Consider the following 24,334-nt stretch of genomic DNA (forward strand, 5'->3'; position numbering starts at 1 on the left):
TCAGCGGATGGGCAGGATGTGGGGGTTGAGCAGCCCGGCCGGGTCGATCGCGGCGCGAATCGCTTTCATCAGGTTGATGTCCTCTGGCGATCGTCCGAGTGCGAGCCAGGGGGCCTTAGCGCGGCCGACGCCGTGTTCGGCACTGATGCTTCCGCCGTGCTGTGTCACGTGGCGGAGGACGAAATCGGTCACGCGCTCACGCTCAGTTTCCTTGACGTCGAGCAGGTTGACGTGCAGGTTGCCGTCGCCGACATGGCCGAAGCAGATCGCCCGGACGTCCGGGAAGTTCGCCGCCAGAGCGGGGGTCAAGGTGGTGAGGAACTGCTCGACCTCACGGAGGGGAGTCGAGAGGTCGAGCTTGACCGGCGGGGTGGAGGACTCGGCGCTGATGGATTCGGTGTGGCTCTCTCGGTATCGCCACAGCTTGGGTGCGGGCCCTTCCTCGACTGCGGCGTCGAGCACCGATTCGCCGGCCTGCTCGAGGACGTCGAGGAGCAGGGCCTGGGTGTCACGCTGACCCGACACCTCGGCCAGGAGCAGGAACGGCGAGTCGACATCCAGCGGGGCGCGCAGATCGTGGTGGCGACGGACCAGGTCGACACCGGGCCGTGTCATCAACTCGGCGGCTTCGAGGGTCAGTCCCGCCCGCTCGAGGCGGTCGACGAGCTGCAGTGCGTCCGAGACGGTGGTCACGGCCACGAGAGAGACCTGTGTCCGTGGTGCGGGGACGACGAGCCGCATCAGGACGCGGGTGATCACGGCGAGGGTTCCCTCGGCGCCGGCCAGCAGGCCGGGGAGGTCGTAGCCGACGTTGTCCTTGACCAGTTCCTTCCAGCGGGTCACGACGCGCCCGTCGGACAGAACTGCCTCGATCCCGAGGAGTTGCCTTCGGGTGTTTCCGTTCTTGATCATCCGGATTCCGCCGGCGTTGGTGGAGACGATTCCGCCGAGGGTGGCCGAATCACGGGAGGCGAGATCGACACCCAGGTCCAGGCCGTGTTGCCGTGCTGCCTCCTGTGCTTGTGCCACGGTCACGCCGGCACCGGCGGCGAGGGTGCGATCGACGACATCCACCCGCTCGATCGTGGTGAGCCGCCGGGTACTCAGGACGATCTCGCCGTCCATCGGAATGGAACCTCCGACGAGGCCGGTGTTCCCGCCCTGGGGGACGACCCGGAGTCCGTGTCGGTGGCAGGCGGTGAGGACGGCGGACACCTCCGCCGTCGAGCCCGGGCGGACCACCGCTTCGGTGTGTCCGCTCCAGTGCCCGGTCCAGTCGGTGACGTACCCGGCCGTGACGTCCGGATCGGTGAGAACGTTGGCCGGGCCGACGATCTCGGCCAGCTCGCTGACGATGGACAGGGTCGTGGAGGTCATGCGGGTTTCCTTTTTTCTACGAGCCGTCCGGCGTGGCGTCCGGTGAATTCACCGTCGAGAATGGCTGGAGTGCCGTTGACGAGGACGGATCGAACACCCTGTGCCAACTGCCACGGATCGGTGAACGTGGAGGTGTCGGTGACGGCGTCGGGATCGAGTACCGCCACATCGGCGATCGCACCGGGACGGAGGACGCCGCGGTCGCCGACTCCGATCCGGGAGGCGGGCAGCGAGGTCATCTTCCGGATCGCCTCCTCGATGGTCAGGACCTCGCCCTCGCGGACGTAGCGGTGCAGCACCCGCGCGAAGGTTCCGAAACTGCGGGGGTGGGGACGGCCCTCGCCTGATGCGGCGAGCATCCAGCCGTCGCTGGCGACCGACACCCAGGGATGGGCGAGAACGGTGCACACATCGTCGTCGCTCATCGCGTGATTGATCATGGGGACCGCGCCCTTGTTCGCGGCCAGCAGGTCGAGGGCTGCCTCCGCCGCGTCGGTGCCGCGGTCCTGCCCGATCTTGGAGATCGACCATCCGATGTAGCGGTCGAAGTCGCCGGGGAGAAGGTCGGCGATGACGACGCCGTCAGGGTCGACGTCCCGGCCGAACCGGGCCCGCAGGGCCTCGGCGAGGCGGATGCGTTGCTTCGGGTCTGCGAGGTGTTCGAGCAGTGCACCCCGTCCCCCGTCGAGGGCCCATTGCGGCAGCCGCGTGGCCAGATCGGTGCTGGAGGCGGTGTAGGGGTAGACATCGGTGGTGACATCGACGCCGCGGTCGCGCGCCGCGTCGATCACGTCGAGCGCGTGGCGAACCGATCCCCAGTTCTCCTGTCCCATCGCCTTCAGGTGGGAGATCTCGAGCCGGGCGCCGGCCTGCTCGGCGACGGTGATCGCTTCTTCCACCGCCGCAACGAGTTCCGATGTCTCGTTGCGCACGTGGGTGGAGTAGAGCAGGTCGGCAGCGGCCGCCGCCCGGACCAGGGTGACGAGTTCGCTGGTGTCGGCGAACAGTCCCGGCATGTAGATCAGGCCGGTGGAGAAGCCGACGACACCCGGCTGCTGGGCCGAGTCGGTGATGATCGCACACATCTCGTCGAGTTCGGCCGGTGTCGGCGGGCGGTCGTCCTCACCCATCACCGCGACACGCAGGGGGTTGTGGCCGAGTTGGAGGCCCACGTTGACGGCGGGCTTCGCGGACATCACCTCGGCACCGAATCCGGCCGCGTCCGACCAGTTCCAGCTCAAGGGGATCTCGCCTCGGAATCCGATGGAACGCCGTGCCTGCTCCTGGTTTCGGATCGGGAAAGGTGAGTGTCCGCAGTTTCCGGTGATGATCGTGGTAACGCCCTGGGCGAGCTGGGTCGGTGCCGCCGGGTCGAGGGGGACGCTGAAGTCGGCGTGGGAGTGCAGGTCGATGAATCCCGGTGTCACGACGCATCCGGTGGCGTCGATGACGGTCCGAGCCGGGTAGGTGCCTGCGCCGATTTCGACGATTTTGTCGGAGACCACGGCGAGGTCGGCTCGGCGTGCCGGCGCCCCGGTGCCGTCGATGACGAGTCCGCCGCTGATGACGATGTCGTAGGACATGTTCGTTGCTTCCTATCGGGTCTCGATGAACATGATGATCGTGTACATGACGCTCGCCGGGATCAGCAGGGCCCATCCGGTGATCAGCATGTTCTTGAGGCTGAACGATCGGGACAGACCCATCGCGCCCATCATGTTCGCGTTCGGGAACGGACCGTATGTATCGGCCTTCGAGGCCCACAGCAGCACGATGACCCAGGAGCTCACACTGACACCGATCGTTGCGGCCATGTCTCCGAAGATCTGGTTCAGCAGGACGACCTCGGCCGCGGCGGCGCCGGGAACACCGACCCAGCCGAACAGTGCGATCGCAATGGCGAACGGGAACGGGCCCAGGTTCTGGAACGAGTCTCCGTAGGAGGCGACAACGATGCTGAACGGGTCGATGAGGTCGATCGTCACGAACATCACGGCGAGCAACCAGAACAGCAGGAAGATGTGGATCAGTGCGCCCGCGCCCCGGTAGATGGCCTTGCCGGTCTCCTCCGCTGTCAGTCCGCCGGCGAGGCCGGTGAGGATGGCGATGACGGGTAGGGCGAGCAGGGGGAAGGTGATTCCGGCCGAGGTGACGGCCGCGTACACGATGGAGGTGAGCAGTCCCACCATGAACACTGCGGTGGCGCGACGTTGGTGCGGTGCGTCCTCTTCGTCGAGGCCCAGGTCGTGTTCGTTGTAGAAGTCGTCGCCATGGCAGGTCCGGCGCTGCATCCACGGCACAACGACCAGGCCCATCACCAGCGACAGAATCGCCAGTGGACCGCCGCCGACCAGCAGGTACTGCAGGTAGCCGACCTCCGCGGCGCTCATGATGGCAACGTTGGACCCGGCGAACGGGGCGATCGCCAACCCGGCGCAGCCTCCGATGAAGATCATCGACGCCGTCGCCGACCGGGTGAAGCCCTTCTTCGCGGCCATCGGCAGCAGCAGCGGTGCGGCGACCGCGAGAGCTCCGGCGAGGGTGCCGAGCGCGGCCACGAGGATCAGGCACGAGACCATCGTGCCCAGGATGAACGCGAGCTGACTCTTGTCACCGGCCACTCTCATGACCGACCGCACGATCTGACCGGCCACCCCGGTCACGCGCATGACCTCGGCGAGGCCGGCTCCGAGCATGATGATCAGACCGATCATCGTCACCTGATCGCCGATCGATTCACCGAGAATGTCGGCGGCCCCGGTGGGCGCGGGGAGCAGGATCAGCATCGCCGACGCAACGGACACCACGGTCGCGACCATGACGTCCATGCCGAAAATCGCCAGGGCGCCGTAGATGCCGATCGGGAGCAGGCCCCACAGGGTCGCTCCGTCGACGACTATGCCGAGTACAAGCGACAGGACAAGACTTCCTATCGCGACGGTGTTCAGTATTCGCTGCTTCGTACACATACCTGTCGATGCTGACGAGTCAGCCGGGGGGAGCTGCTCGTCCCTCTGCTCTGGCGCGCTGAGCGGTTTTGTCACGTCGAACCCTCGGATCGGTCAGTGGGGGCTGATGGCCACCCACGTGTGGTGGGAGAGTGACTGGCGTCACTGGTAATTACTTGGCGTCAAGCCTTGCCGCTGGCGGGTCGTCCTGTCCAAGTCCTATAGTCGATCCTCCAATCTCATCTCGATATAATCGCTGGATGAACCTGCAACGCGCCCACTATTTTGTTACCGTGGCGAAACAAATGAGCTTTACTCGGGCGGCCGAGGAGCTCCATGTTGCGCAGTCGGCGTTGAGTCGTCAGGTCAAGCTGTTCGAGCACGAACTCGGAGTGGAACTGCTCGATCGCGCCGGGCCGCGGTTCGCCCTCACCGCCGCCGGCGAGGTCGCCGTCGCCGAGACCGAGGTGCTGCTCACGCTCGTGGAGCGATCGGTCGGCAGGATCCGCGCGGCCGCCGCGGGGTCAGGCGGCGAACTCCGGATCGCACACACTCGTTCGTGGGCGGGCGGGAACATCGCCCGCGCGGTCGAGCGGTTCCGGGTTCGGTATCCGGGCACCACGATCATCGAGCACCGCGGCTTCACCGCCAGGAACATCGAACTCGCGGCCGCCGGCGACATCGACGTGGCCATCGTCCGGCCACCGATCTACGAATCAGGTTTGGCAGTAAAAATTTTGGACCAGGAGGCGTTGCTCGTCGCGGTACCGGCAGAGCACCGGTTCACCGCGGGCAGCCGGATTGACCCGGCAGAACTCGCGGATGAACCCGTGGTCTTCTGGCCACGGATCAACGGTCCCGGCATGCACGACGCCATCGTGCGGCAACTGTGGCCACATCGGCCGCCGAACGTGGTCCGCTACGAAGCTGATGACGAGCAGGTTCTGCACGCCGTCGCGGCCGGCGTCGGTATCGCACCGATGCCGGCCGGCCGCGCCACCGCCTTCCGCGTGCCCGGTGTCGAACTGCGGGAGGTCGCAGGGGAACCCCGGTACCTGGAGGTGGCCGCCGCCTACCGTTCCGACAATCCCAACATCGCGCTGCGGCAGTTCCTCGAAGTCGCCGAAGAAATGGATTTGCCCACCGGCTGAGTGCGCGAGCATCGCCACCAACACCTCCATCCTGGAGACGACCGCGCCCATCGGAAACAATCGTCACGTGGTGGATCAGGCGTGTGATGTGGGAAGTTCGTGTCCGATAGAGGATCGATGAGCGATCGTCGACTAGGTGCCAGGGGTTGGGTCAACCAGGATTAACGTTCCCGGACTCGACGTCAGGCCCAAGTCATGGAGTTCGGCGATGACCGCGTAGCGGCCGGGAGTAAAGTCCTCGATATCGCGCGTAGCGATATCGACCCGCAGAGATATTCGATCGCCGGGTTCAATGTCGGGCAGCGTCGGTGCTTGTGAGAACAACGACAGCCCCGGCTTCATCGGCTCGCCCTCTTCATCGAGCACCCAACCGTGGACGGTCATGTGGTCCCCTGCATAGTTCACCCACATCCTGTCTCCGGCATTCACCAGGTCGATCGACACTCCGGGGAGCGCACCCGCCTTGCAGGTGAACTCGCCGGGCCAGCGCAACTCCAGACCAACGCGGCGGGCCGCCCGGCAACGATGCACTCGGATCGGACCCGGGTGCGTGCTAACCCTCCAGGCACCAGCTGAATCGCTGAGGAACACCAGTGTCCACGCTTCCGAGACCTGCCCGTGCGGTGCGGCGAAGACCTCCCTCGATCCTGCGCCATCGTCCCGGCTTGGGACGAGCCGACGCCACCCGTGGCGTGGAAGATCGAGTACCTCGTCTGGAGAGCGCATCTCGACGCGACGGTCACCGATGAGATCCCACAGTGACGACCCCGAACCCCCCAAGACAGCCGGGTCTACTTCAATCGGCCCGACTTGGACCAAATCGAGGTCAGGACCGGAGCCGGAATCCGCACTCATCACAGAATCCTGTCGCACGCAGACTTCTCATGGAGCCGATTTTCGGGTTCGCATCTCCGTATGCGGAACGCCCGCCAGAGTGGCCGGGCCGGCGGACGTTCCCAATGTGCGGGAATCGCTAGGCACTGGCTTCCGAGTAGCCGTCGCGATGAGGTCGGCGGGCGCGTTTGATCGCCCGGTACACCGTCGACCGGCCCACCGAGAACAGATCGGCCAGTTCCGCGGTCGAGTATTCGCCTGTCCCGTGCAGCTCGACGAGGTGCCCTTCCTGACGCGGATTGAGCTTCGGCTTCTTGCCCTTGAGGTGTCCTTTCGCCTTCGCGATCCGCATCCCCTCCCTCGTTCGTGCCCGAATCAGGTCGCCCTCGAACTCGGCGACCATTGCCAGGACGTTGAATAGCAGGCGCCCGACCGGGTCGGTGGGATCGTGCAACGAGGCCCCGATCTGCAGGCACGCGTGCCGAGCTGTCAGCTCGTCGACGATGTCTCGGGCATCCGGTAACGAACGGGCCAGCCGGTCCAACTTGGTCACTACGAGGGTGTCCGTGTTTCGGCAGGCTGCAAGCGCGTTCTGCAGTCCGGGCCGCAGGCGATTGGTTCCGGTCAAGCCGTGATCGACGTAGATCCGGTCCGGTGACACCCCGAGCGCAAGCAGAGCGTGCTGCTGCGCGGTTAGGTCTTGCTGATCGGTGGATACACGTGCATATCCGATGTACATCGCTGAAATCCCATCTCTCGGACGCACAACGCTGGCGGCGTGGTGCTTGGGAATCAACGGTCAAACATCGTCGACGAGTGCGACTAGAACCGCTCCCGATGGCTACTGCTGTGGTGCATGCCGCTGGCGCATGGATAACCGGAGAGAAGCTGCGTCGTCGTTCATTGAGTTTTGGTTCCGACACCAACTCGAGGGTCACTTCGTGCGGCCTCGTCCGGGTGGATCGATCTTCCGTTGCCGGTCGACCGGCTCTTCGGGGTGCAAGGACCTCTGGAGGAGACGAATCGCCTCGTCGTCGAGGTCGAGATTGATGCCGCCGGCCGCCCAGTCCCAGTCTGGTGTCGACCAAACATAATGGAGCGGACCCCAATTCGGCGTCCACCCGTCTTCGCTGCGCGGACGCCGAGACAGCAATGTGTCGCGATTGAAGGCGTCGAATGCTCCCGTCTCGGGGTCCCGGAAGGGAAAACTGTCGGGCGTGAAGTCCACCGGGACTCGGGTACCGATCGGCGACGCAGTGACCGCCTCAGAGAACCAGGCCGCGTGTTCGCGCTGCACCGTGAGGTGCTGGTCCTTCAGCCTCCGTTGATACTCCTCCGGCGTATAGACCGGTCCGTCCCAGCCGAAAAGCCCGTCGTCGAAGTCCTCGCCGACGACGAGATCGACGAACTGCGCCCCTTGTCCGGCATGCTCGGAGCGGTAGCCGAGCATCTGTCCGGATGCGGTATCGACCCAGATCCGCAACGGGTAAGGCTTGTGGGGCGGTGGTGCCAGCTCGACCGTCCAGCACTCTCGGTCGGCGAACTCGGTTTCTTCCACCGGACCGGTGGGGGTGGTGAAGTCATCGCCGGACCAGTCGGCGGCGCTACGCCGTTGCAGCAAGAACTGGTTCGACCCCAGATAGTGGACACGATCTGGTGGGCCGGTTCGAGGTCGTTCGGAATCGGCGGTGAAGTCCCACGCCTGGATACCGTCGGTGACGAAGGTCAATCTTCCGTCGCCGCGCTCGACGCGGAGCCGGTTGCCATGCCGCCACACCCGGCAACCGTCGCCGGTGACAACGAGCATCGGACTCGGCCCGCTCGACGCCCCTGCGAAGCCTTCGGTGTACCCGTCCGGGCGCACTTCCCGGATGGTGCCGCGAATGGGCAGTTCAGGGCCGGCGGTGAGTGCTTTCAGAACCTCGATCCATGCCGTCATGCGGTGAGCGTAAGCCAGGTCTCCCCGGTCGGGACCACCTTCGGCGAGTCCGACCACGGACGAAGACGTTCACCCGTTCCTGCGAAAGTCGGACCCGATTGGCGATCGATGTACGGGACGCGCGCACAGTTGCCCGTAGCTAAGTCTTGCCCGTTCATACTCGAACGATGTCGCAGTTCAGCTGGATCGACTATCCCGTCTCCCCGGAACTGGGTGCAATCGCGCACGGGCCGCTCCTGCTCTCCGACTCGAACGGCTACCGCGTCGGACTTCGATACCTCATCGCGTACCGAAAGGTCATGGATATGGCGTTGACCGTCTCCGCTTCGGGATTGAAGTCGGCGGAGCTTGCCTCCCAGTTCCGCGCCATCCAGGGGCCTGGCGGTCTGGCTTCGATTGCAGAGCCCGAGGCCGAGTTCAGTGCATGGGTGGTATCGCCTGATCTGAACATCTACACAGAGCGGTCGAGCCAGAATCCACACACCGAGGAAGGGCGCTACGTCCGCGAGTTCTCCTATGTCATCAATGGACGCCCGACGGGCACCTCCCTCGAAATCGAGTACCGGTGGCCCGCCATCGGGCTCGACCGCACACGCGTCGTCTTGGAAATCCCCGCAGCTCGTGCTCTCGACGAAGCGATAGTGCCGATCTGATCCGCGCCTCCGCCTTCGGCGAGAAGTGCGATCACCGACGGGTATGTCGGAGAATCGCTGGCCGGTTGGGGATCCGTTTTCGGAACAGGTCACCTGCGGGGTTACGCAGCTGCCACCATGATCAGATGTACGAGTCGACGTTCGAGCTTGTCGACCGGTTCGCGGCCGCCCTGCCACGATCGGAGGAGCTTGCACAACCGGTGGACTCGATCGTCCAGCAGTTGACCGCGCGGGTCGCACGGCTCGGGCGCATCGCACAGAGGATTGAGGCCAACTCCAGCAACGACACGCACGAAGTCCTCCAGAGTGTGCGCGCTGAGCTCAAGGCCACCGAAGCAGAGCTCCTCCACTGGCGAGTTGTCCTCGCGCGGCTCACCGGCAGCGAAGTGCCGGCCGATCCAGAACCCGTTCCCAAGGGAGAGTGGGTCGCCGAAACACCGCACGACGAGTGAGGCGTCCGGTGACGGATCCGCTTATGGAACGAGGGCGGACTGCCGCCGGCATGCGTTGGGACGCCACCTCGTCCCGGTACAGGTTCCGCTTGCGGACGGGTCGGGCTCGGCAATCGGCGGTTATTGCCCGTACGGGCGCGGCGGTAAGGGATTTATATGGTCGCTGTCCCAGGTGACCTTGCGGGAGCTGCTGGTGTCGATCACTTCCAGATCGGGGTGTGCTGGCAGTGCCAGGGCGCACGCAGTGGACGAGCCGATGTAGGTCGACATGAGGTCGATGTCGGAGGCGACGCACCATGCCCGATCTTGGGGCCACCACAGATTCGGCCCCACCCGCCCAAGGTGCGTACGGCATCGCGCACGGTGCCGTGCAGCAGGTAGTTGTCTCGGAAGGGGATGTGGACGCGCGGACCGGGATGGGGAAGGTTCATGCCGTGACCGGCGCGGCCTTCCCAGAAGCCGAAACCAGCAATCATCCGGAGTGGTGATGTGTTGCACGAGAGCATCGGCCAGGGCGGCGAACTGATCTTCCGGCATGTCCCCTTCGTCGGGTTCTTGATTCCAGACGATTCCGCTGCCGTCACCCACACCGTGATGCACGCCGGCCTGCAGCAACGAGCCCCACTCGACAGTCTGGTGGATCACGCCGCCGGTATGAACGGCAACTTCGGCCCATCGCACCGGGACTCGCTCGCCGGTGTCGGGGTCGATCCGGGCGGCGGGATGCAGTACGCGCGAATACAGGGTAAAGATTGGCGGCACCAGGGACCCGACCGTGTACTCGAACCGCGGCAATGTCTGCGCGATCCAGTCGCCGTGCGAGGTGTCCTCGAGAACGTCGTCGACCCGCCACACCAACGATTCAGAGTTCGGATCGACATGTCGATTCATGTGCTGAGGATCGCCTGGGCTGGGAATGCCGTCGTTCACAAATCCGACATTGCCACACCTTGTCTCTCCGGGATCCGCTATCGGCACAGCACTGTGGCGCCCGTTGCGGCAGTCGGAGCCACGATCGATCGAATCCGGCAAATATCGGCGGCTTGCACACCGAACCCGTACGGGCTCGGTGTGGCGTATGACCGAGAATCCCGGAACTCGCGCGGGTTTGACAACTGGCGACACGGTGATGCTCCACGCTCAAGGGGTCTCGAAGTTCAAAATCCTCAGCATCGATGAGGACGGCCATGCACTCATCGAGTCCCTATCCATAACCCAGGAAAATATGCGTTCAGCGTCGCGGTGAAGTTTCTCGTCCCGGCGAAGTCCTGATCGTCTCTGTCACAGGGACGATCTACTCTGACAACCGCGACGAGCAACAGGTCGCCACTCACTGCCCAGACCGGTGATCATCACGGTCCTGATCTACGGTGTTCCGCGGATTGGCAGGTGTGGCGGCCTGTTTCTCTTTGCGATCTGCGGGTGAACCCGCCATCACTCGGCCTGCACCTACGGGCCCCACTCGATTGGGTAGCTGTACCGATCCGCCTCCGGCGGGCGATACACAGCGCAGGAGGTGCGCTTCCATTCAACAGAGCCCGTTCCGACCAAGGAGTTCGCCATGTTGGACCTGGGATTCTTCTACGCTTTCCCTCAGCTCCTCGACGCGTGGGTGGCACTAGGCAACGCGATCCAGTGGTGGCAGTCGCTTCCATTCAACTAACCCCGGAGGCGATGACGTGATTCCGATCCCCCGTAACCGCGAGCGATGCGTAGTTGTCGGGGCCAACTTCAACGTGTGGAGGACGCCATGGACGACCTGAGTCTTTGGGGCATTCCCGAGTGGGCGCAGCCCGCCTTCTATGCGATCGCCAACGGTCTGGCACAGATCGCGTACTGGTGGTTCAGCGTCACGTGAGCAGCGTGAACATACGCTTGACGAATCGGCTGGTCTTCCGCATACCGGAACCGTAAGGGTCGCCCGAGCTGCGCAAGTGGGCGCACAATCGGCCCATGCGGCTGATTGCGCCGATGTTGGCCACCCCGGGTGAACCCCCGGAGCAAATGGGGGGCTGGGCGGCGGAAATGAAGTACGACGGGTGCCGCGTGGTGGCTGCGGTCGGCGGCGGCGAGCCGCCGGTGTTGTGGACCCGCAACCTCAACGTCGTCACCTCCTCGTACCCGGAGGTGGCCGAGGCGTTGACCGAAGCATTCGGCGGTCGCGGCCGGATCGTGTTCGACGGCGAGATCGTGGCCCTATCCAAGGGTCGGCTGTCGTTCGCGCGCTTGCAGAAGCGGATGAACACCCTGCGCCCGACCACGGCCGTGCGGCGGCAGGTGCCGGTCACCTATCTTCCGTTCGACGTCCTCTCTGCCGACGGTAGTGATCTGATGGCGGCGCCGTATCTGGAGCGCCGTGCCGCTCTCACCGACCTCGGTCACGAGCTGCACGGGGTCGGCGTGCCCGTGCAGATCTTGCCGCATTGGGTTGGAGTGGACGGTGCCGTCATTCTGGAGGCCGCTAAGAATTCCGGGATGGAGGGCGCGGTTTTCAAACGGGTGGGGTCGCCCTATCTACCGGGTCAGCGCGGAGACCTCGATCCGGGGTCGGTCACCCGGGATTCGCTGTGACGGAACGTATCCGATCAAAGGGAAGCCGCTGTCGCCTTCCCCGGTGACAGCGGCTTCGTTTCCTTTTCGGGAACGCTACGCACTGTAGGTCTTACCCGGCCAGCGGGACGGTGACGCCATATCGCCTCTCGGCAAGTGGTCGCTCGTAGCGCCTTTTCTGGTGTGGTACCCGGGGTATGTCCGCCACCGTCAGGCTGTTCAACAGCGGACCATCGGGTGGTATTCCGAACCGGTGTGTCCGCCGGCTGTGCGTGGTGCTTGCGCGGGTCGCACCAGTGGTCAGTGGGCGTCCTCGAGAGTGATCGGCTTCAGCAGGTCTTCACCGTTGTTGCGGACGTTGTTGACGGCCTTGGACACCGGGTAGGTCTCGAGGCTGCCCGGTACCGGCGGTGCCATCAAGGATCGGGTGTGGTCGACGTCGGTGTTGGTCGGGTCGAGCCAGTCCGCCCAGTTCTCCGGGGCGACGCTCATCGGCATCCGATCGTGGATATGTCCCACATCGTCGGTCGAGTTGGTTGTGATCACGCAAAATGTGATCAGCCAGGCGTCCGGATCGTTGTCGGGGACGTCGGGGTTGCGCCAGAAGTCGAAGATGCCGGCCAACGGGAGAATGTCGCTCTCGGCCGGGTGGATGTAGTACGGCTGCTTGAGGGGTTTCCCGGACTTGCCGACCTCGTGGGTCGGGAACCACTCGTAGAACCCGGACACCGGGACGATCCCGCGCCGCGACTTGAAACACTGCCTGTAGGCGGGCTTTTCATGCACGGTCTCGGCGCGGGCGTTGATCATGCGTGAGCCGATCTTCGGATCTTTGGCCCAGAACGGTGTCAGGCCCCATTTGAGGTTGCGGAGCTGTCGTTGGGGTTGCTCGTCGTCGGTGTCTTTCGGTACCCGCGCGATCACAACCGGGGAGGTCTTCGTGGGCGCCACGTTGTAGTCCGGCGCCATCTCCGGGTCGGCCCGTTCAGGGGCGACMTCGAAGGTATCGAGCAGCGTTCCCCGGCTCGTCGTCGAGGCGTAACGACCACACATACCGATAGCCTGCCACGATCGACCACCGCGACGGGGAAGGCGCTGCGCATGTTYAGTGGGCGTCGTGGAAAGCCTGCTCGATCKCGGTGGGGATACGTCCACGAGAGGACAGTTCGTAGCCCTGCTCGAGTGCCCAGRCGCGGATCTTCGTCGTTTCGCCCGACGGCCGTCTCTCGGCRGTGGGGTTGACCGKTCGGTCCGAGCGGTGCTTGCGGCCGCCGACGCGGGTGGAGTGCGCGATGTAGTACTCGAAGGTCTCTCGGAGTTCCTTCGCGTGCTCGTCCTTCAGGTCGATCACGTACTCGACGCCGTCGWCTGCATAGTGGATGCTCTCGCCGTCCTCACCAAAGGTGGTGCCGTCGATGTCGTCGACCATCTSAACTACAACCTTGCGTGCCACAGATGTCACTCCTCAGCTCTCCAGTACGGACCAGATAACAGTACTGGCAGTATCAGTAATTTCGTGAGGTCCAGCGGGGACKGTGGGYRCCCGTGGGAYTRCGAGAGCTGTGGCAGCTCGATCAGGTGACGCGGGAGTTCGACACTTCACCGCTTCACTGTCTCCGCTCTCACCCGCGGCGTTGCGCAGCGGCGACGTCGCGTGGTGGATCTCGGGATAGGCCGAGGGTGCGGTAGCGGTGTGCTCGTCCTCCGATGACGTCGCTCCGCAGGCGCACGATCCGCTGCGGGGCTGGAAGTCGTGCAATTGGGCCTGGAGGGCGGCGCGGGCCCGTTGGACACGGGATTTCATGCCGAACAACGAGATTCCCGCCTGCCGGACCTCCGGAATCCTGTCCGTCAGCGGAAGATCGTCCACACCGCGGCGGCGGCGAGTGCCACCACGACCACGCACATCACGACCGTGAGGAAGTGTTCGTTGTCCGCGAGGAGTTGCTGCATGACGGAGTGTGCGGTTTCGGCGCCGGTCGGAGCGAATCCACGAGCACCGATAACGGGATCGCGGACACGCACAACTCGGCGCCGATCGATGCGCACCGGGCCCCAACGGGTGAGGAGGCTAGTGCGCCTTGGCCGTCCCCTTCCTGCGTGCGGTTGTGTCCGGTCGTGCTTTCTGTGCGGATTGGTCGCGGGACTCCCCCGCCGAATCACTGGGTGTCGTGACCCGACGTTTGCGCAGTCTGTGCGGCTTCGCCTGTTGTTCTTCTTCGACCGTGGGAGACGAACGTCCGTCCTCGTCTTTTCCGTGCTCCGATATCTCGTCAACGGTGGAATCCTCGGGGTCCCGCGGGTGGGCGTGCCCGCGCCGACCGATCCTCTTCACCCCCGCGACCAGATGTCCGCCGCCGGCCACGACGTGCGCACCGCCCGACCGGAGGCGGTCGCGGAACGAATCGACGTGCCCACTGCTGGCCTCAGCCGTGGCGGCCGCCGTGTCGAGTAGCTCGTCCCGAACCGAATCGCCCAGTTCCCCAATCTCCGGAGACGAGGCCAGAAACTCGGATCCCTGTACGAGCAGATCCTCAGGCCCCTTGGGGGACCGCCCGCCCGCACCAGCGATCTTCACGGCCATCCTCAACTGGTGTGTGCGCCCCAGTAGATATCCGGCGCCGACCGCCGCGGCAACTTCAACTTTGGTTTTGGTCTTTCCTATTTTCATCATCGAACCCACCTGCTGTGTGTCGTCGCCACGCACTGCGTCGGGCGTCGGGAGCATGTGGAACATGGCGCGCCGGTGCGCGCGAGGCGTATACCGTGACTACCCCGTGTGCCCGGTCCCCAATCGCACGTGGCGGGCGCTCCGGTGCGCTGCCCGAGCGTGAGGCGGACTTATCCCGTTGACTACGCGAAGCTCATGCCGGCCGGATCCCGACCAGACGGCGCACCGCCGCGAGTCCCGCGGGCGTTCCTGGCCAGTGCTTGTCGACTGCCGCCGGTCCCGCGCGGAGGAGTACGGGCTGATCACTCCCCTCCGTACCGGCGCGGGCACCCGCCGGTACGGCGACCACGAACTGGCCCGGCTCGAACGCGTCGCCGAACTCATCGATGCCGGAGTCAACGTCGTCGGCATCGGCCTCGTCCTCGACCGCGAACACCGGACCGGCGAACTCGAACGCGACAACCGGCGCCTGGACGGAAGCCGGCGACCAGTGATCTCGAGTTGAACTTGCCGCAGGTGAGGTGATGGGGCGGATCGGCGTCGGCTGCCCGACCAGGGACAGCGATGCGCAAACGCAGCCTGAGACCCGATCTTGTGTCACCGTTCGCAGTCCGCTCAGATCGGTCGACGGCGCACCCGATAGCGCAGGTGAAGCACCCGGTTGCCCTGAATCACCTCGTCGGGATCCTCCAACAGGTGCTGTGCGTGGACCGACCCGAAGTAGCGCTTGCCGGCCCCGAACACGACGGGTACGACGTCCATGCGCACCTCGTCGATCAGGCCTGCGGCAAGCACCTGGCCACCGACGTCGCCGGCGGCGACCTCGACGATGCGGTCACCCGCGAGCTCCTGCGCCTTGGCCACGGCTGCCTCGATGCCGTCGACGAAGTGAAACGGCGCCTCGGGGTCCCAGCCCTCGGGCTCCGGCCGGTGCGTCACGACGACCACGTGGTCGATCCCGCTCGGAGGCTTTCCGTCCCAGCCGTCCGTCAGGTCGAAGACGTGGCGGCCGACGAGTGTCGCCCCGATCTGGTCCCAGTACGACCGGGTGTAGTCGTAGGACGTCTGCGACACCTTCAGCTCGCCGCTTTCGTCCAACGGGACGTCACCGCTGGTCAACCAGTCGAACAGCGGTCCGGGCTGGTCGTGCTCGTCCGCGATGAAGCCGTCCACCGACACCGAGCTGTACATGACCACCTTGCCCATGGGGCTCTCCTCTACGTAGGGGTGCCCCAAATTTAGCGTGTCGCGTGCGGATTCCCGCCGGCATCGCGTTCGCGGATCCGCCTGCGGCTCAAGGACAGCAGTCCTCAGCGGTGAGTTTCGCCGACCCAGGAAGGATGTCTTCCACTGGTGTCGCACACCCAGGTCCGGGAATCGTCACTGTCGAGGTTGACGGTGTCGGTGAGCCAGTAGGTGTCGTCGGGCGCCCATCCCGCGATGACACTCGCGGTGCCGGTGCCGGTGCCGGTGCCGGTGCCGGCGTCGACGGCGATCGCGGTGCCCGCCGCGGCGAGGTATCCCGCCACGGTGAGATGGACGCCCTCGTACCGTTCGGAGAGCCGCGGCCAGTCGGGAATGACCCATCGTCCCGATCGTCCGGTGGTGCGGTACCAATCGTGTCGTTTCTGCGCGGTGACCTCGACGGAGAACTGTCTACACAGTTCTGCCCACGCCTGCGCACCGTCGACCTCGTACACGCGAGCGCCGGCGGGGATGTTCATTCGTCGCGTGATGGCGCGCTCCCATCCCATGCTGTCCTCGACGAACCACAAACCGGCCGGGGCCCCGTCGAACAGCCGCCGGGACGAACACCGTGTGGGTGGAGTCGACCACCACCAGCCGGACCAGTTCGCCGACGGATCCGCCGGACGATCGCGTTCTGCTCGCACTTCCTCCGCGGCAGTCCGATCACGGTAGTCACGCAACAGTTCTGTGGTAGTCGAGTCAACGGGATCCGTATCGTCCTCACTCCAGCCCACCGACCACTGATCGGTCGCAGCGGGCGTCGTCCACCACTGCGCGTGCGGGGATCGTGCGATGTGCTCGGCGACCCGTCGAAGCTCACGGCGCACCGGCTCGGTATCGACGAGGATGTCTTCACCGTCCGGGTCCTGCCAGTAGCGCGCCGCGTCCACCGCGTCGGCGAGGGCCGAACGGAGTGCAACCGCTGTCACCTCGGGAAGCGGCACCTGGGACAGGCGATGCGCCACATCGTCTGCAGTGAGGACGGTCCGCCGAGCCTCTTCAGCGCCGGGCCCGAACAGCACGCGTGCGCCTTCGCGACCGGACTCGAGGTGATACGACGCCAGAAATACGGCGTGATCGAACGAGTCACTGCGGAACTCGGAGTGCAGAGTTCGTTCGGCGTCCCTCGCGTAGGCGAGCAGCATCCGACGCCCACGTGGGCTGGCCAACAAGGATTCTGCTGTAGTCATGTGCTGACCACCCTAGAGTCCCCGAGCCGACGCGCCTCCAATATGTTCTGACCACGGGCCGTGGGCCACTGCGGCTGCGAGGAAGCCGGCCGAACAGGCCGCCGTCTGGGCGGCAGGATGCGCGCAGGCGCGGGTGTTATCGGGTCTACCTGCCAAAGCGGAAACTCGCCTGGCACGCCTGGCCGAGGAGCGCGATCCCTTCTTCGATGGAACGCAGCGGGATCGCGCCGTAGCCGATGCGGAAGTGGTTGCGGGGCGGGACCGGCTGCGTGAAGAAGATGTCGCCCCGTTCGATGAGCACACCGCGGGCTTCCGCCTCGCGCACGAGTACCCGGCAGTCGAGGTTCTCCGGGCCGGTCATCCACAAGCTGACGCCACCGGGCGGATAGGGTTCCTGCGGCCACGGGAGATACTTGTCGACGGCCGCACACAGCCGCTCCCATTTGTGTTTCATCTGGGTGCGGTGATGGCGCAGCGCGCGGTGGTACTCCCCGCTGTCGATGAGCATGGCCAGGGCCCGTTGTTGGTGACCCGGTGGATGACGGAGCACGTACCGCCGGGCCTTCCGCAGTTCGCGCACCAGGTCCGCAGGTCCGACGAGGTAGCCCAGACGCAGACCGGGGGCCAGGAACTTCGAGAACGTGCCGAGGTACACGGCGTCGCCGCTGGAATCGAGCGCCTTCAGCGCCGGGCTGGGGCTGCCGTGGTAGCGGAACTCGCTGTCGTAGTCGTCCTCCACGATCACGGTGCCGGACTCCGCGGCGAGCTGCAGCAGACGCTGACGACGGTCGATGCCGAGCGTCGCGTTGGTCGGATGGTGATGGCTCGGTGTCAGATACATCAGGTCCGTGCCGCGGAGAGTCTCCGGCGGGCGCAGGCCGCGATCGTCGACGTCGATGCCGTACACCTGGGCGCCGGTGCGCAGGAAGATGTGTCGCGCATCGAGATAGCCGGGGTTTTCGATGGCAACCCGATCCTCGGGTCCGAGTAGCACCCGGCCGACGAGGTCCAGCCCCTGCTGGGAACCGACCGTCACCAGAACTTCGTCCGCACTCGCCTCGATGCCGCGCGAGGGCAGCAGATGCTGGCGGATCATGTCGATCAGCATCGGGTCGTCCGCACCGACGCTGTCCTGGAGGCTCGCGTAGGCGTGGGGTTGGTACAGCGCGTCGCGGAGACAACGCACCCACGCGCGGGCGGGGAAACTGCGGATGTCGATCTGCCCGGCCAGAAACGGGTAAGGATAGCTGTGCCAGTCGACGTTCTTCTCGATGTGCGGGACGTCGGCGTCGGGGTAACTCCGGATGCGGGACGACCAGTCGATGCGCGGGATGGTCGCGCGGGCGTCCGTTGCGAGCGTCTCGATCATGTCGGGATTGACGAACATGCCCGAGCGCTGGTGGCTTTGAACGAGTCCCTCGGCGATCAGTTCCTGATACGCCAGGTTGATCGTGTTCCGGGAGATCGCGAGATCGACCGCGAGTTCCCGCGAACTCGGAAGGCGGTGGCGTGGATCGAACAGTCCGTTGGCGATGCCGTGTTCGATCGCCCGTCGAACCTGGCGGTAGAGCGGTTCGGCGGAATTGCGGTCGACCTCGATCAGTGTTCTCGGCACGCATCGCCTCCTGTGGATCCAAGAGTGGCCAGAGGTAGGCCGACCCGGCACGCCGAGAAGTTCTCGAACGAGCACTTCTCAGTATGCCGGGCCGGCGGCGAAATCAAACCAGGTTGAGCGCGTCGTCGACGCTGACCGACTCGATCCCGAGTGCCTCACCGACGGCATCGTTCGTCAGGCGCCCGGCGACGGTGCTGACACCGGCCCGGAGTGCGGCATTCTCCCTGGCCGCGCGGGCGAGGCCCTTCTCGGCGATCTGCAGGGTGTACGGCAAGGTCACGTTGGTGAGTGCGTACGTCGACGTGTGGGGCACCGCTCCCGGCATGTTCGCCACGCAGTAGAACATCGAGTCGTGAACCTTGAACGTGGGCTCCGCGTGGGTGGTGGGACGCGAATCCTCGAAGCAACCACCCTGGTCGATCGCGATGTCGACGAGAACGCTGCCCGGCTTCATCCGCGAGACCAGCGAGTTCGAGATGATCTTCGGTGCCTTGGCGCCCGGGACGAGCACGGCACCGATGACGAGGTCGGCCTGCATGACCTCCTGCTCGATCGAGTAGGCGTTCGCGGCGAGGGTGCGGATCCGGCCCTGGTACATCCGGTCGGCGGCGCGCAGCTTGTCGACGTTCTTGTCGAACAGGACGACGTCGGCCCAGGTGCCTGCGGCGACGGCGACGGCGTTCATACCCGACACGCCCGCACCGATCACGACGACGCGAGCCGGCAACACACCGGATACGCCGCCGATCAGTACGCCTCGGCCACCCTCCGGTCGCATGAGTGCCTGCGCGCCGACGAGCGGTGCGAGCCGGCCGGCGACCTCACTCATCGGGAACAGCAGGGGCAGGGAACCGTCGGGAAGCTGAACGGTCTCGTACGCAACGGAATTGGTGCCGGCGGCGAGCAGTGCCCGGGTGCACTCTTCACCCGCAGCGAGGTGCAGGTAGGTGAACAACGTGAGGTCCGAACGCATCCGGTGGTATTCCTCGGCGATGGGCTCCTTGACCTTGAGCAGCAGTTCCGCGCTCTGCCACACCGCGTCGGCGGAGTCGAGGATCTTCGCGCCGGCGGCACCGTAGGCGTCGTCACCGATCGACGAGCCCTCCCCCGCACCGCGTTCCACGAACACGTCGTGCCCGTGGGCGACCATTTCGTGGACACCGGCGGGAGTGGCCGCCACCCGGTACTCGTGGTTCTTGACTTCCTTGGGGATACCGATCCTCATCTGAGACCTCCGTTAGCTGGGGCTGTTCGCCGCTCCGACCACACGTCGTGGTGCCCGAGCGATTCGATACCGAAGTCTGGATCACTCTGGCATGGGACCAGAAGGACCAGTTGAGCGCCGTCTACGGGGACCAGACTGGACCCATCGAATACCGCTCTTCTGGCCCTGACCTGCGGTCTGCCCCGTCGGTATGTTGTGGATCACAGCCATTCGACAACGAAGGAGATGGTCGTGGACGTCACCGAATTGCGAGCACGGGCCCGCCGGCACCTCGGACCTCATTTCACCCGTAAGGACACCTGGGAAAGCGACTTTCCGGTGTTCGTTCGTGGCGAGGGAAGCTATCTGATCGACACCGAGGGGGACCGTTTCCTCGACGGTCTGGCAGGCCTGTTCTGCGTGAACATCGGTCACGGCCGCGACGACATCGCCAAGGCGGCGAGCGAGCAGATCGGGACGCTGGCGTACGCCTCCAACTGGGGCAGCGCCCACATTCCCGCGATCGAGGCGTCCGCGCTCATCGCCGACCTGGCGCCCGGTGATCTCGGGACGACCTTCTTCGTCAACTCGGGTTCGGAGGCCGTGGAGACGGCCGTCAAGTTCGCCCGGCAGTACCACCGCAGCCAGGGCAACCCGCAGCGCACCAAGATCATCAGCCGCGAGATGGCCTACCACGGAACCACTCTCGGCGCGCTCTCGGTAACTCAGCTGCCCAAGATCAAAGACCCGTTCGGACCGCTGCTGCCCGGGGTACGCTCCGTGCCCAACACCCTCGGTTACCTCGGCGACTGCGGCCCGGCAAACGAGCTCGACTGCATCGCCGCGATCGAAGCCGTCATCGAGGAAGAGGGCGCCGAGACCATCGCCGCCGTGTTCGCCGAGCCGGTTCAGAACGGGCGCGGCGCCCTCGTCCCGCCGGACGGATACTGGGCCGCGCTGCGCGCGCTGTGCGACAAGCACGGGATCCTGCTGGTCTCCGACGAGGTGATCTGCTCGTTCGGCCGCCTCGGACACTGGTTCGGGCACGGGCTGACCGGTGTGGTTCCCGACATGATCACGTTCGCGAAAGGTTCCACGTCCGGATACGCCCCGCTCGGCGGCCTGATCGTGCGTGAGCAGCTGGTTCGCGAGCTCTACGACTCGCCCAAGGGCGGCGTGTTCACACACGGCGCGACGTGGGGCGGACACCCAGTGTCTACGGCGGTGGCGGTCGCGAACATCACCGCGATGCGCGACGAGAACGTGCTGGGCAACGTCTCCGCGCGCGGACCGAAGTTGAAGTCGGCACTCGACTCGCTGATGAGCTCGCACCGCTGCGTCAAGGACGTGCGCGGCACCGGATTCTTCTACGCGATCGAATTGATGGCCGACAGCGACAGCGGCCGCGAGTTCACCGAGCAGGAATCGCTGACGGTGTTGCGCAAGGTACTGCCGGAGGCGTTCGCCCGCACCAAGGTGATTCTCCGCGGCGACGACCGTGGTGCCACGATGCTGATGATCTCACCGCCCCTCGTGGCCGACGACGAGGTGCTCTCGGAACTGCTCCACGGCATCGACAGCATGCTCACCGACATCGAAAAGGCAATCCAGCCGTAGGGAACGATACGTTCCCCGAGTTCCAGCGGGTGGCGGTCGTCGAGATCGACGACCGCCACCTTTCTTCGTAGTGATGGGAGAGCGAGGCCATGGCCCCGGGCGTCACCGCTGTACCACCCACCGACGCTGCACGACTGAATGATTCGTCGCTGATCGACCACTGGGTCGCCACCCTGCGTGGGGAGGGCCGCGTCGTCGGTCTCGCCGACGGAGAAGACGAGCGCGCGATCCGCGCGGCCCACCATCTGCACCACAAATGTGTCGTCTCCCCGCGGCTGTTCGGGCGGCGGGACGCCATCCGGCGCATCGCCGAGGCCGCGGGTATCCCGCTGGCCGAGGAACTCGTCGTCGACCTCGACGAGGCGGCCGCCGACYCCGCGATCCGGGACGCCGTCGAATCGGGATTCGCCAGGTACCCCGACCGGATCGAGTCGGCGCTGTCCGACCCGGTGTGCCTCGCCGCGGGGGCACTGCGCGCCGGAGTGGTCGACGCCTGCGTCGCGGGCGCGAGCAGGCCGACGTCCGATGTGCTGCGGGCCGGGCTGCGCATCGTCGGTCTCGCGCCGGGTTCGAGCATCCTGTCGAGCTCGTTTCTGATGTTGCTGTCGGACGGAAGGCAGTTGACGTTCTCCGACTGCGCCGTCGTACCCGACCCCACGGTCGAGGAACTGGTCGACATCGCGCTGGCCGCCAGCGCCACCCACTTCCAGCTCACCGAGCAGACTCCGATCGCGGCGATGCTGTCGTTCAGCACCCAGGGCAGCGCCAGCCACCCGCGAGTGGAGAAGGTCCGCGAGGCCGCGGAACTGGTGCGTGTCCGGGACCCGCAGTTGCACGTGGACGGTGACCTGCAATTCGATGCCGCGCTGGTCGCCGAGATCGGCGCGTCCAAGGCGCCCGGTTCACGGGTCGCCGGCCGGGCGAACGTGTTGGTCTTCCCCAATCTCGATGCCGGCAACATCGGGTACAAAATTGCTCAGCGGCTCGGCGGTGCAATAGCCTTGGGTCCCATCCTGCAAGGCTTGGCCGCACCGTGGAACGACCTGTCCCGAGGATGCACCGGCAGCGACATCGAACTGATGGCTCTGGTGAGCGCAGTCCAATCTTTGGCCACCTGAACATCAGACCTGCACGGGAACGTGCCACCGGATCGGGAAGGGAGTCGCGATGACGATGCTCCTCATCGGTGCCCTGTGCATCGGCATCGCGTCGGTCATCGGCGGCGCCACCGGGTTCGGGACGGCACTGATCGCGACGCCGGTGATGCTGATGGTTGGATTCGCCGTTCCCGAAGTGGTATTCGTCAATCTGGTGGCGGGCCTGATCACGCGGATCGGCGCCGCGTACCAGTTGCGAGAACACATCACTTGGGGACGGGTGGCGCTGCTCGGTGGTGGCAGTCTGCCCGGCGCCTGGCTGGGCGCGGTCACCCTCGGTCTGCTGCCGGAGCAGTATCTGAAGCCCGCAGCGGGAGTTGTGGTGATGCTGTGCGGGCTCGCGATGGCGTTCCCCAACCGGGCGGAAGTCACGCGTGCGCCGTCCACGACTGCGCACCTCCTCACCGGTTCCGTGGGTGGCTACCTCGGAACGACGACATCGCTCAACGGACCGCCACCGGTCCTGTTGTTGATGCGCGCGCGGTTGCCACCGATGGCTTTCATCGCCGATCTCGCAGGCTATTTCATCGTCGCGAACGTGATGGCGCTCGCTGTCCTGTGGTTACACGACGAAATCACGGAATCGATGTTCTGGCCGCGACTCCCGGTCTTCGTCGCCGCCGCGCTGATCGGCAACGTCACCGGGCTCGCGATCGCCCGACGACTCCCGCCGGGGGTGTTCCGTTCCGCGGTCATCGTGCTGGTGATCGCCGCCGGTGCGGCGACCTGCATTCTCGGGTGACAGCCGCTCACGGCTCGGCACCGACCCGGCGGACCAGACGCACCAGTTCGCCTGCGGGACCGTCGAGCTGACGCGCGCCCCGCCACACGGCGCGCAGCACCCTGTCGAGCTCGAGACCGTCGACGTCGATCACTTTCAGCTCTCCGGCGCCGACCTGCTCCGCCACTGCGAGGGTGCTCATCACCGCGGGACCGACCCCGGCCAGCACGCTGGTGCGAATCGCGGCGGCGCTGCCCAGCTCGAGAAGCGGTGCCGCCCGGTCGTATTCCTGCAATGCCACGTCGAGGGTGGTTCGCGTGCCGGATCCCGGCTCGCGGACCAGGAGCGGTGTCAGCGCCAACTCGGCGACGGTCAGCGCCTTCCGTCGCCGGGCCCACGGGTGGGTGGGGTGAACGACGACGACCAGGCGGTCACGCGCGACCGTGAGACTCTTCAACGGTCGCGGCACCGTCGGCGATTCGACGAACCCGACGTCGCAGATCCTGCTGTTGATCCGCTCGAACACCTGAGTCGAGTTGTGCACCTGCAGGTGAATGGTCACGTCGGAGTGCAAACGGCGAAACTGCCCCAGCCACCCCGGCATCAGGTGTTCCGCGACAGTCATGCTGGCACCCACCGTCAACTCGGCGGCGCGTTCCGCGCGCAGTCCCTCGGCCACGTCGAGCAGCCGGCGAGTGTCGGAGAGCACCCGGCGTGCCCAGTGCGCGATCACGGTACCTTGCGGTGTCAGTATCGAGCCCGTCGGGCTGCGCTGCAGCAGTGTCATGCCGAACTGGCGCTCGAGTTGCTTGATGGCGCGACTCGCATTCGGCTGCGCCATTCCGGCGATTCTGGCGGCAGCGCTGAGGCTTCCGTGGTCGTCGACGCCCACGAGCAACTCGAGAACGGGGAACTCGGGCCATCTGCGGGACATGCATCGAGTATATGACCCCGGCGCAAGACATATCACGATGATATGTGTTCATGTCGAGATGACGGCTACCGGA

The 24,334-nt window shown here is 65.7% G+C and carries 22 protein-coding genes and 2 pseudogenes; 8 read left to right on the plus strand and 16 right to left on the minus strand.

Translation table 11 applies throughout. The features are described from left to right. From AC1D1G_RS00875 to AC1D1G_RS00885, 3 genes are read right to left on the minus strand one after another with little or no spacing between them, the layout of a single operon-like run. Entirely contained in the window at positions 1-1,377 is a 1,377-nt protein-coding gene (locus AC1D1G_RS00875; protein WP_280779210.1) for an FAD-binding oxidoreductase, read from the minus strand. Beyond that, complete coding sequence (locus AC1D1G_RS00880; RefSeq protein ID WP_477950555.1) at positions 1,374-2,960, minus strand: N-acyl-D-amino-acid deacylase family protein; 1,587 nt, start codon at positions 2,958-2,960, stop codon at positions 1,374-1,376. Before AC1D1G_RS00880 ends, AC1D1G_RS00875 begins: the two co-directional genes overlap by 4 nt. 12 nt (positions 2,961-2,972) lie before the next feature. Then, positions 2,973-4,346: a Na+/H+ antiporter NhaC family protein gene (locus AC1D1G_RS00885; RefSeq protein ID WP_280779212.1), complete on the minus strand. Its 1,374-nt coding sequence runs from the start codon at positions 4,344-4,346 to the stop codon at positions 2,973-2,975. A gap of 131 nt (positions 4,347-4,477) precedes the next feature. On the opposite strand from AC1D1G_RS00885, the gene AC1D1G_RS00890 reads away from it, so the two are divergent. Then, a complete protein-coding gene (locus AC1D1G_RS00890) occupies positions 4,478-5,476 on the plus strand; it encodes a LysR family transcriptional regulator (protein ID WP_348539588.1) in 999 nt (332 codons plus the stop codon). Positions 5,477-5,608: 132 nt separating this feature from the next. Here AC1D1G_RS00890 and AC1D1G_RS00895 read toward each other — a convergent pair whose 3' ends face one another. The 3 genes from AC1D1G_RS00895 to AC1D1G_RS00905 all read right to left on the minus strand — a co-directional run bounded on the left by AC1D1G_RS00895 (position 5,609) and on the right by AC1D1G_RS00905 (position 8,249). Continuing rightward, positions 5,609-5,920: a hypothetical protein gene (locus AC1D1G_RS00895; RefSeq protein WP_280779213.1), complete on the minus strand. Its 312-nt coding sequence runs from the start codon at positions 5,918-5,920 to the stop codon at positions 5,609-5,611. 529 nt (positions 5,921-6,449) lie between these two features. Next, positions 6,450-7,049, minus strand: a complete 600-nt coding sequence (locus AC1D1G_RS00900; protein WP_012687005.1) for a recombinase family protein — start codon at positions 7,047-7,049, stop codon at positions 6,450-6,452. 195 nt (positions 7,050-7,244) lie between these two features. Further along, on the minus strand, positions 7,245-8,249 hold the full coding sequence (locus tag AC1D1G_RS00905; protein ID WP_280779214.1) for a hypothetical protein: 1,005 nt from the start codon (positions 8,247-8,249) through the stop codon (positions 7,245-7,247). 305 nt (positions 8,250-8,554) lie between these two features. Here AC1D1G_RS00905 and AC1D1G_RS00910 point away from each other — a divergent pair, with 305 nt between their 5' ends. Beyond that, on the plus strand, positions 8,555-8,902 hold the full coding sequence (locus tag AC1D1G_RS00910) for a hypothetical protein (protein ID WP_477950559.1): 348 nt from the start codon (positions 8,555-8,557) through the stop codon (positions 8,900-8,902). A gap of 125 nt (positions 8,903-9,027) precedes the next feature. After that, complete coding sequence (locus AC1D1G_RS00915) at positions 9,028-9,354, plus strand: hypothetical protein (RefSeq protein WP_280779216.1); 327 nt, start codon at positions 9,028-9,030, stop codon at positions 9,352-9,354. Positions 9,355-9,474: 120 nt separating this feature from the next. On the opposite strand, the gene AC1D1G_RS00920 is transcribed toward AC1D1G_RS00915, so the two are convergent. Further along, positions 9,475-10,284: a hypothetical protein gene (locus AC1D1G_RS00920; RefSeq protein ID WP_477950561.1), complete on the minus strand. Its 810-nt coding sequence runs from the start codon at positions 10,282-10,284 to the stop codon at positions 9,475-9,477. A 1,023-nt stretch (positions 10,285-11,307) separates the two neighbouring features. On the opposite strand from AC1D1G_RS00920, the pseudogene AC1D1G_RS00925 reads away from it, so the two are divergent. After that, a pseudogene (locus tag AC1D1G_RS00925) lies at positions 11,308-11,883 on the plus strand (ATP-dependent DNA ligase); the annotation flags it as partial. A 321-nt stretch (positions 11,884-12,204) separates the two neighbouring features. On the opposite strand, the gene AC1D1G_RS00930 reads toward AC1D1G_RS00925, so the two are convergent. The 4 genes from AC1D1G_RS00930 to AC1D1G_RS00945 form a co-directional block, all read right to left on the minus strand. Continuing rightward, a complete protein-coding gene (locus AC1D1G_RS00930) occupies positions 12,205-12,957 on the minus strand; it encodes an SOS response-associated peptidase (protein WP_477950563.1) in 753 nt (250 codons plus the stop codon). 52 nt (positions 12,958-13,009) lie between these two features. Beyond that, entirely contained in the window at positions 13,010-13,357 is a 348-nt protein-coding gene (locus AC1D1G_RS00935) for a histone-like nucleoid-structuring protein Lsr2 (protein ID WP_477950673.1), read from the minus strand. Positions 13,358-13,755: 398 nt separating this feature from the next. Further along, positions 13,756-13,953, minus strand: coding sequence for a hypothetical protein (locus AC1D1G_RS00940; RefSeq protein ID WP_477950565.1), 198 nt, complete (start codon positions 13,951-13,953; stop codon positions 13,756-13,758). A 22-nt stretch (positions 13,954-13,975) separates the two neighbouring features. Then, a complete protein-coding gene (locus AC1D1G_RS00945; RefSeq protein ID WP_317571039.1) occupies positions 13,976-14,578 on the minus strand; it encodes a hypothetical protein in 603 nt (200 codons plus the stop codon). 283 nt (positions 14,579-14,861) lie between these two features. On the opposite strand from AC1D1G_RS00945, the pseudogene AC1D1G_RS00950 reads away from it, so the two are divergent. Next, positions 14,862-15,047 (plus strand): annotated as a pseudogene (locus AC1D1G_RS00950) (MerR family transcriptional regulator); the annotation flags it as partial. 143 nt (positions 15,048-15,190) lie between these two features. Here AC1D1G_RS00950 and AC1D1G_RS00955 read toward each other — a convergent pair. From AC1D1G_RS00955 to ald, 4 genes are all read right to left on the minus strand, one after another. Then, entirely contained in the window at positions 15,191-15,781 is a 591-nt protein-coding gene (locus AC1D1G_RS00955; RefSeq protein WP_477950567.1) for a dihydrofolate reductase family protein, read from the minus strand. Positions 15,782-15,885: 104 nt separating this feature from the next. Then, a complete protein-coding gene (locus AC1D1G_RS00960; RefSeq protein WP_477950569.1) occupies positions 15,886-17,013 on the minus strand; it encodes a hypothetical protein in 1,128 nt (375 codons plus the stop codon). Positions 17,014-17,158: 145 nt separating this feature from the next. After that, the gene (pdxR, locus tag AC1D1G_RS00965; RefSeq protein WP_105418015.1) at positions 17,159-18,628 is read right to left on the minus strand and encodes a MocR-like pyridoxine biosynthesis transcription factor PdxR; all 1,470 of its coding nucleotides are present in this window, start codon (positions 18,626-18,628) and stop codon (positions 17,159-17,161) included. Between the two features lie 103 nt (positions 18,629-18,731). Next, positions 18,732-19,853, minus strand: a complete 1,122-nt coding sequence (gene ald / locus AC1D1G_RS00970) for an alanine dehydrogenase (protein ID WP_477950572.1) — start codon at positions 19,851-19,853, stop codon at positions 18,732-18,734. A gap of 225 nt (positions 19,854-20,078) precedes the next feature. Here ald and AC1D1G_RS00975 point away from each other — a divergent pair, with 225 nt between their 5' ends. The 3 genes from AC1D1G_RS00975 to AC1D1G_RS00985 all read left to right on the plus strand — a co-directional run bounded on the left by AC1D1G_RS00975 (position 20,079) and on the right by AC1D1G_RS00985 (position 23,348). Beyond that, the gene (locus tag AC1D1G_RS00975; protein WP_283334633.1) at positions 20,079-21,449 is read left to right on the plus strand and encodes an aspartate aminotransferase family protein; all 1,371 of its coding nucleotides are present in this window, start codon (positions 20,079-20,081) and stop codon (positions 21,447-21,449) included. Between the two features lie 89 nt (positions 21,450-21,538). Continuing rightward, entirely contained in the window at positions 21,539-22,567 is a 1,029-nt protein-coding gene (locus AC1D1G_RS00980) for a phosphotransacetylase (RefSeq protein ID WP_477950574.1), read from the plus strand. 49 nt (positions 22,568-22,616) lie between these two features. Further along, on the plus strand, positions 22,617-23,348 hold the full coding sequence (locus AC1D1G_RS00985; RefSeq protein WP_283352279.1) for a sulfite exporter TauE/SafE family protein: 732 nt from the start codon (positions 22,617-22,619) through the stop codon (positions 23,346-23,348). A 7-nt stretch (positions 23,349-23,355) separates the two neighbouring features. Here the strand turns inward: AC1D1G_RS00985 and AC1D1G_RS00990 are convergent, their stop codons facing one another. After that, positions 23,356-24,261, minus strand: coding sequence for a LysR family transcriptional regulator (locus AC1D1G_RS00990; RefSeq protein WP_477950576.1), 906 nt, complete (start codon positions 24,259-24,261; stop codon positions 23,356-23,358). Between the last annotated feature and the right edge of the window lie 73 nt (positions 24,262-24,334).

This window comes from Rhodococcus sp. P3_B8 (assembly GCF_056402775.1).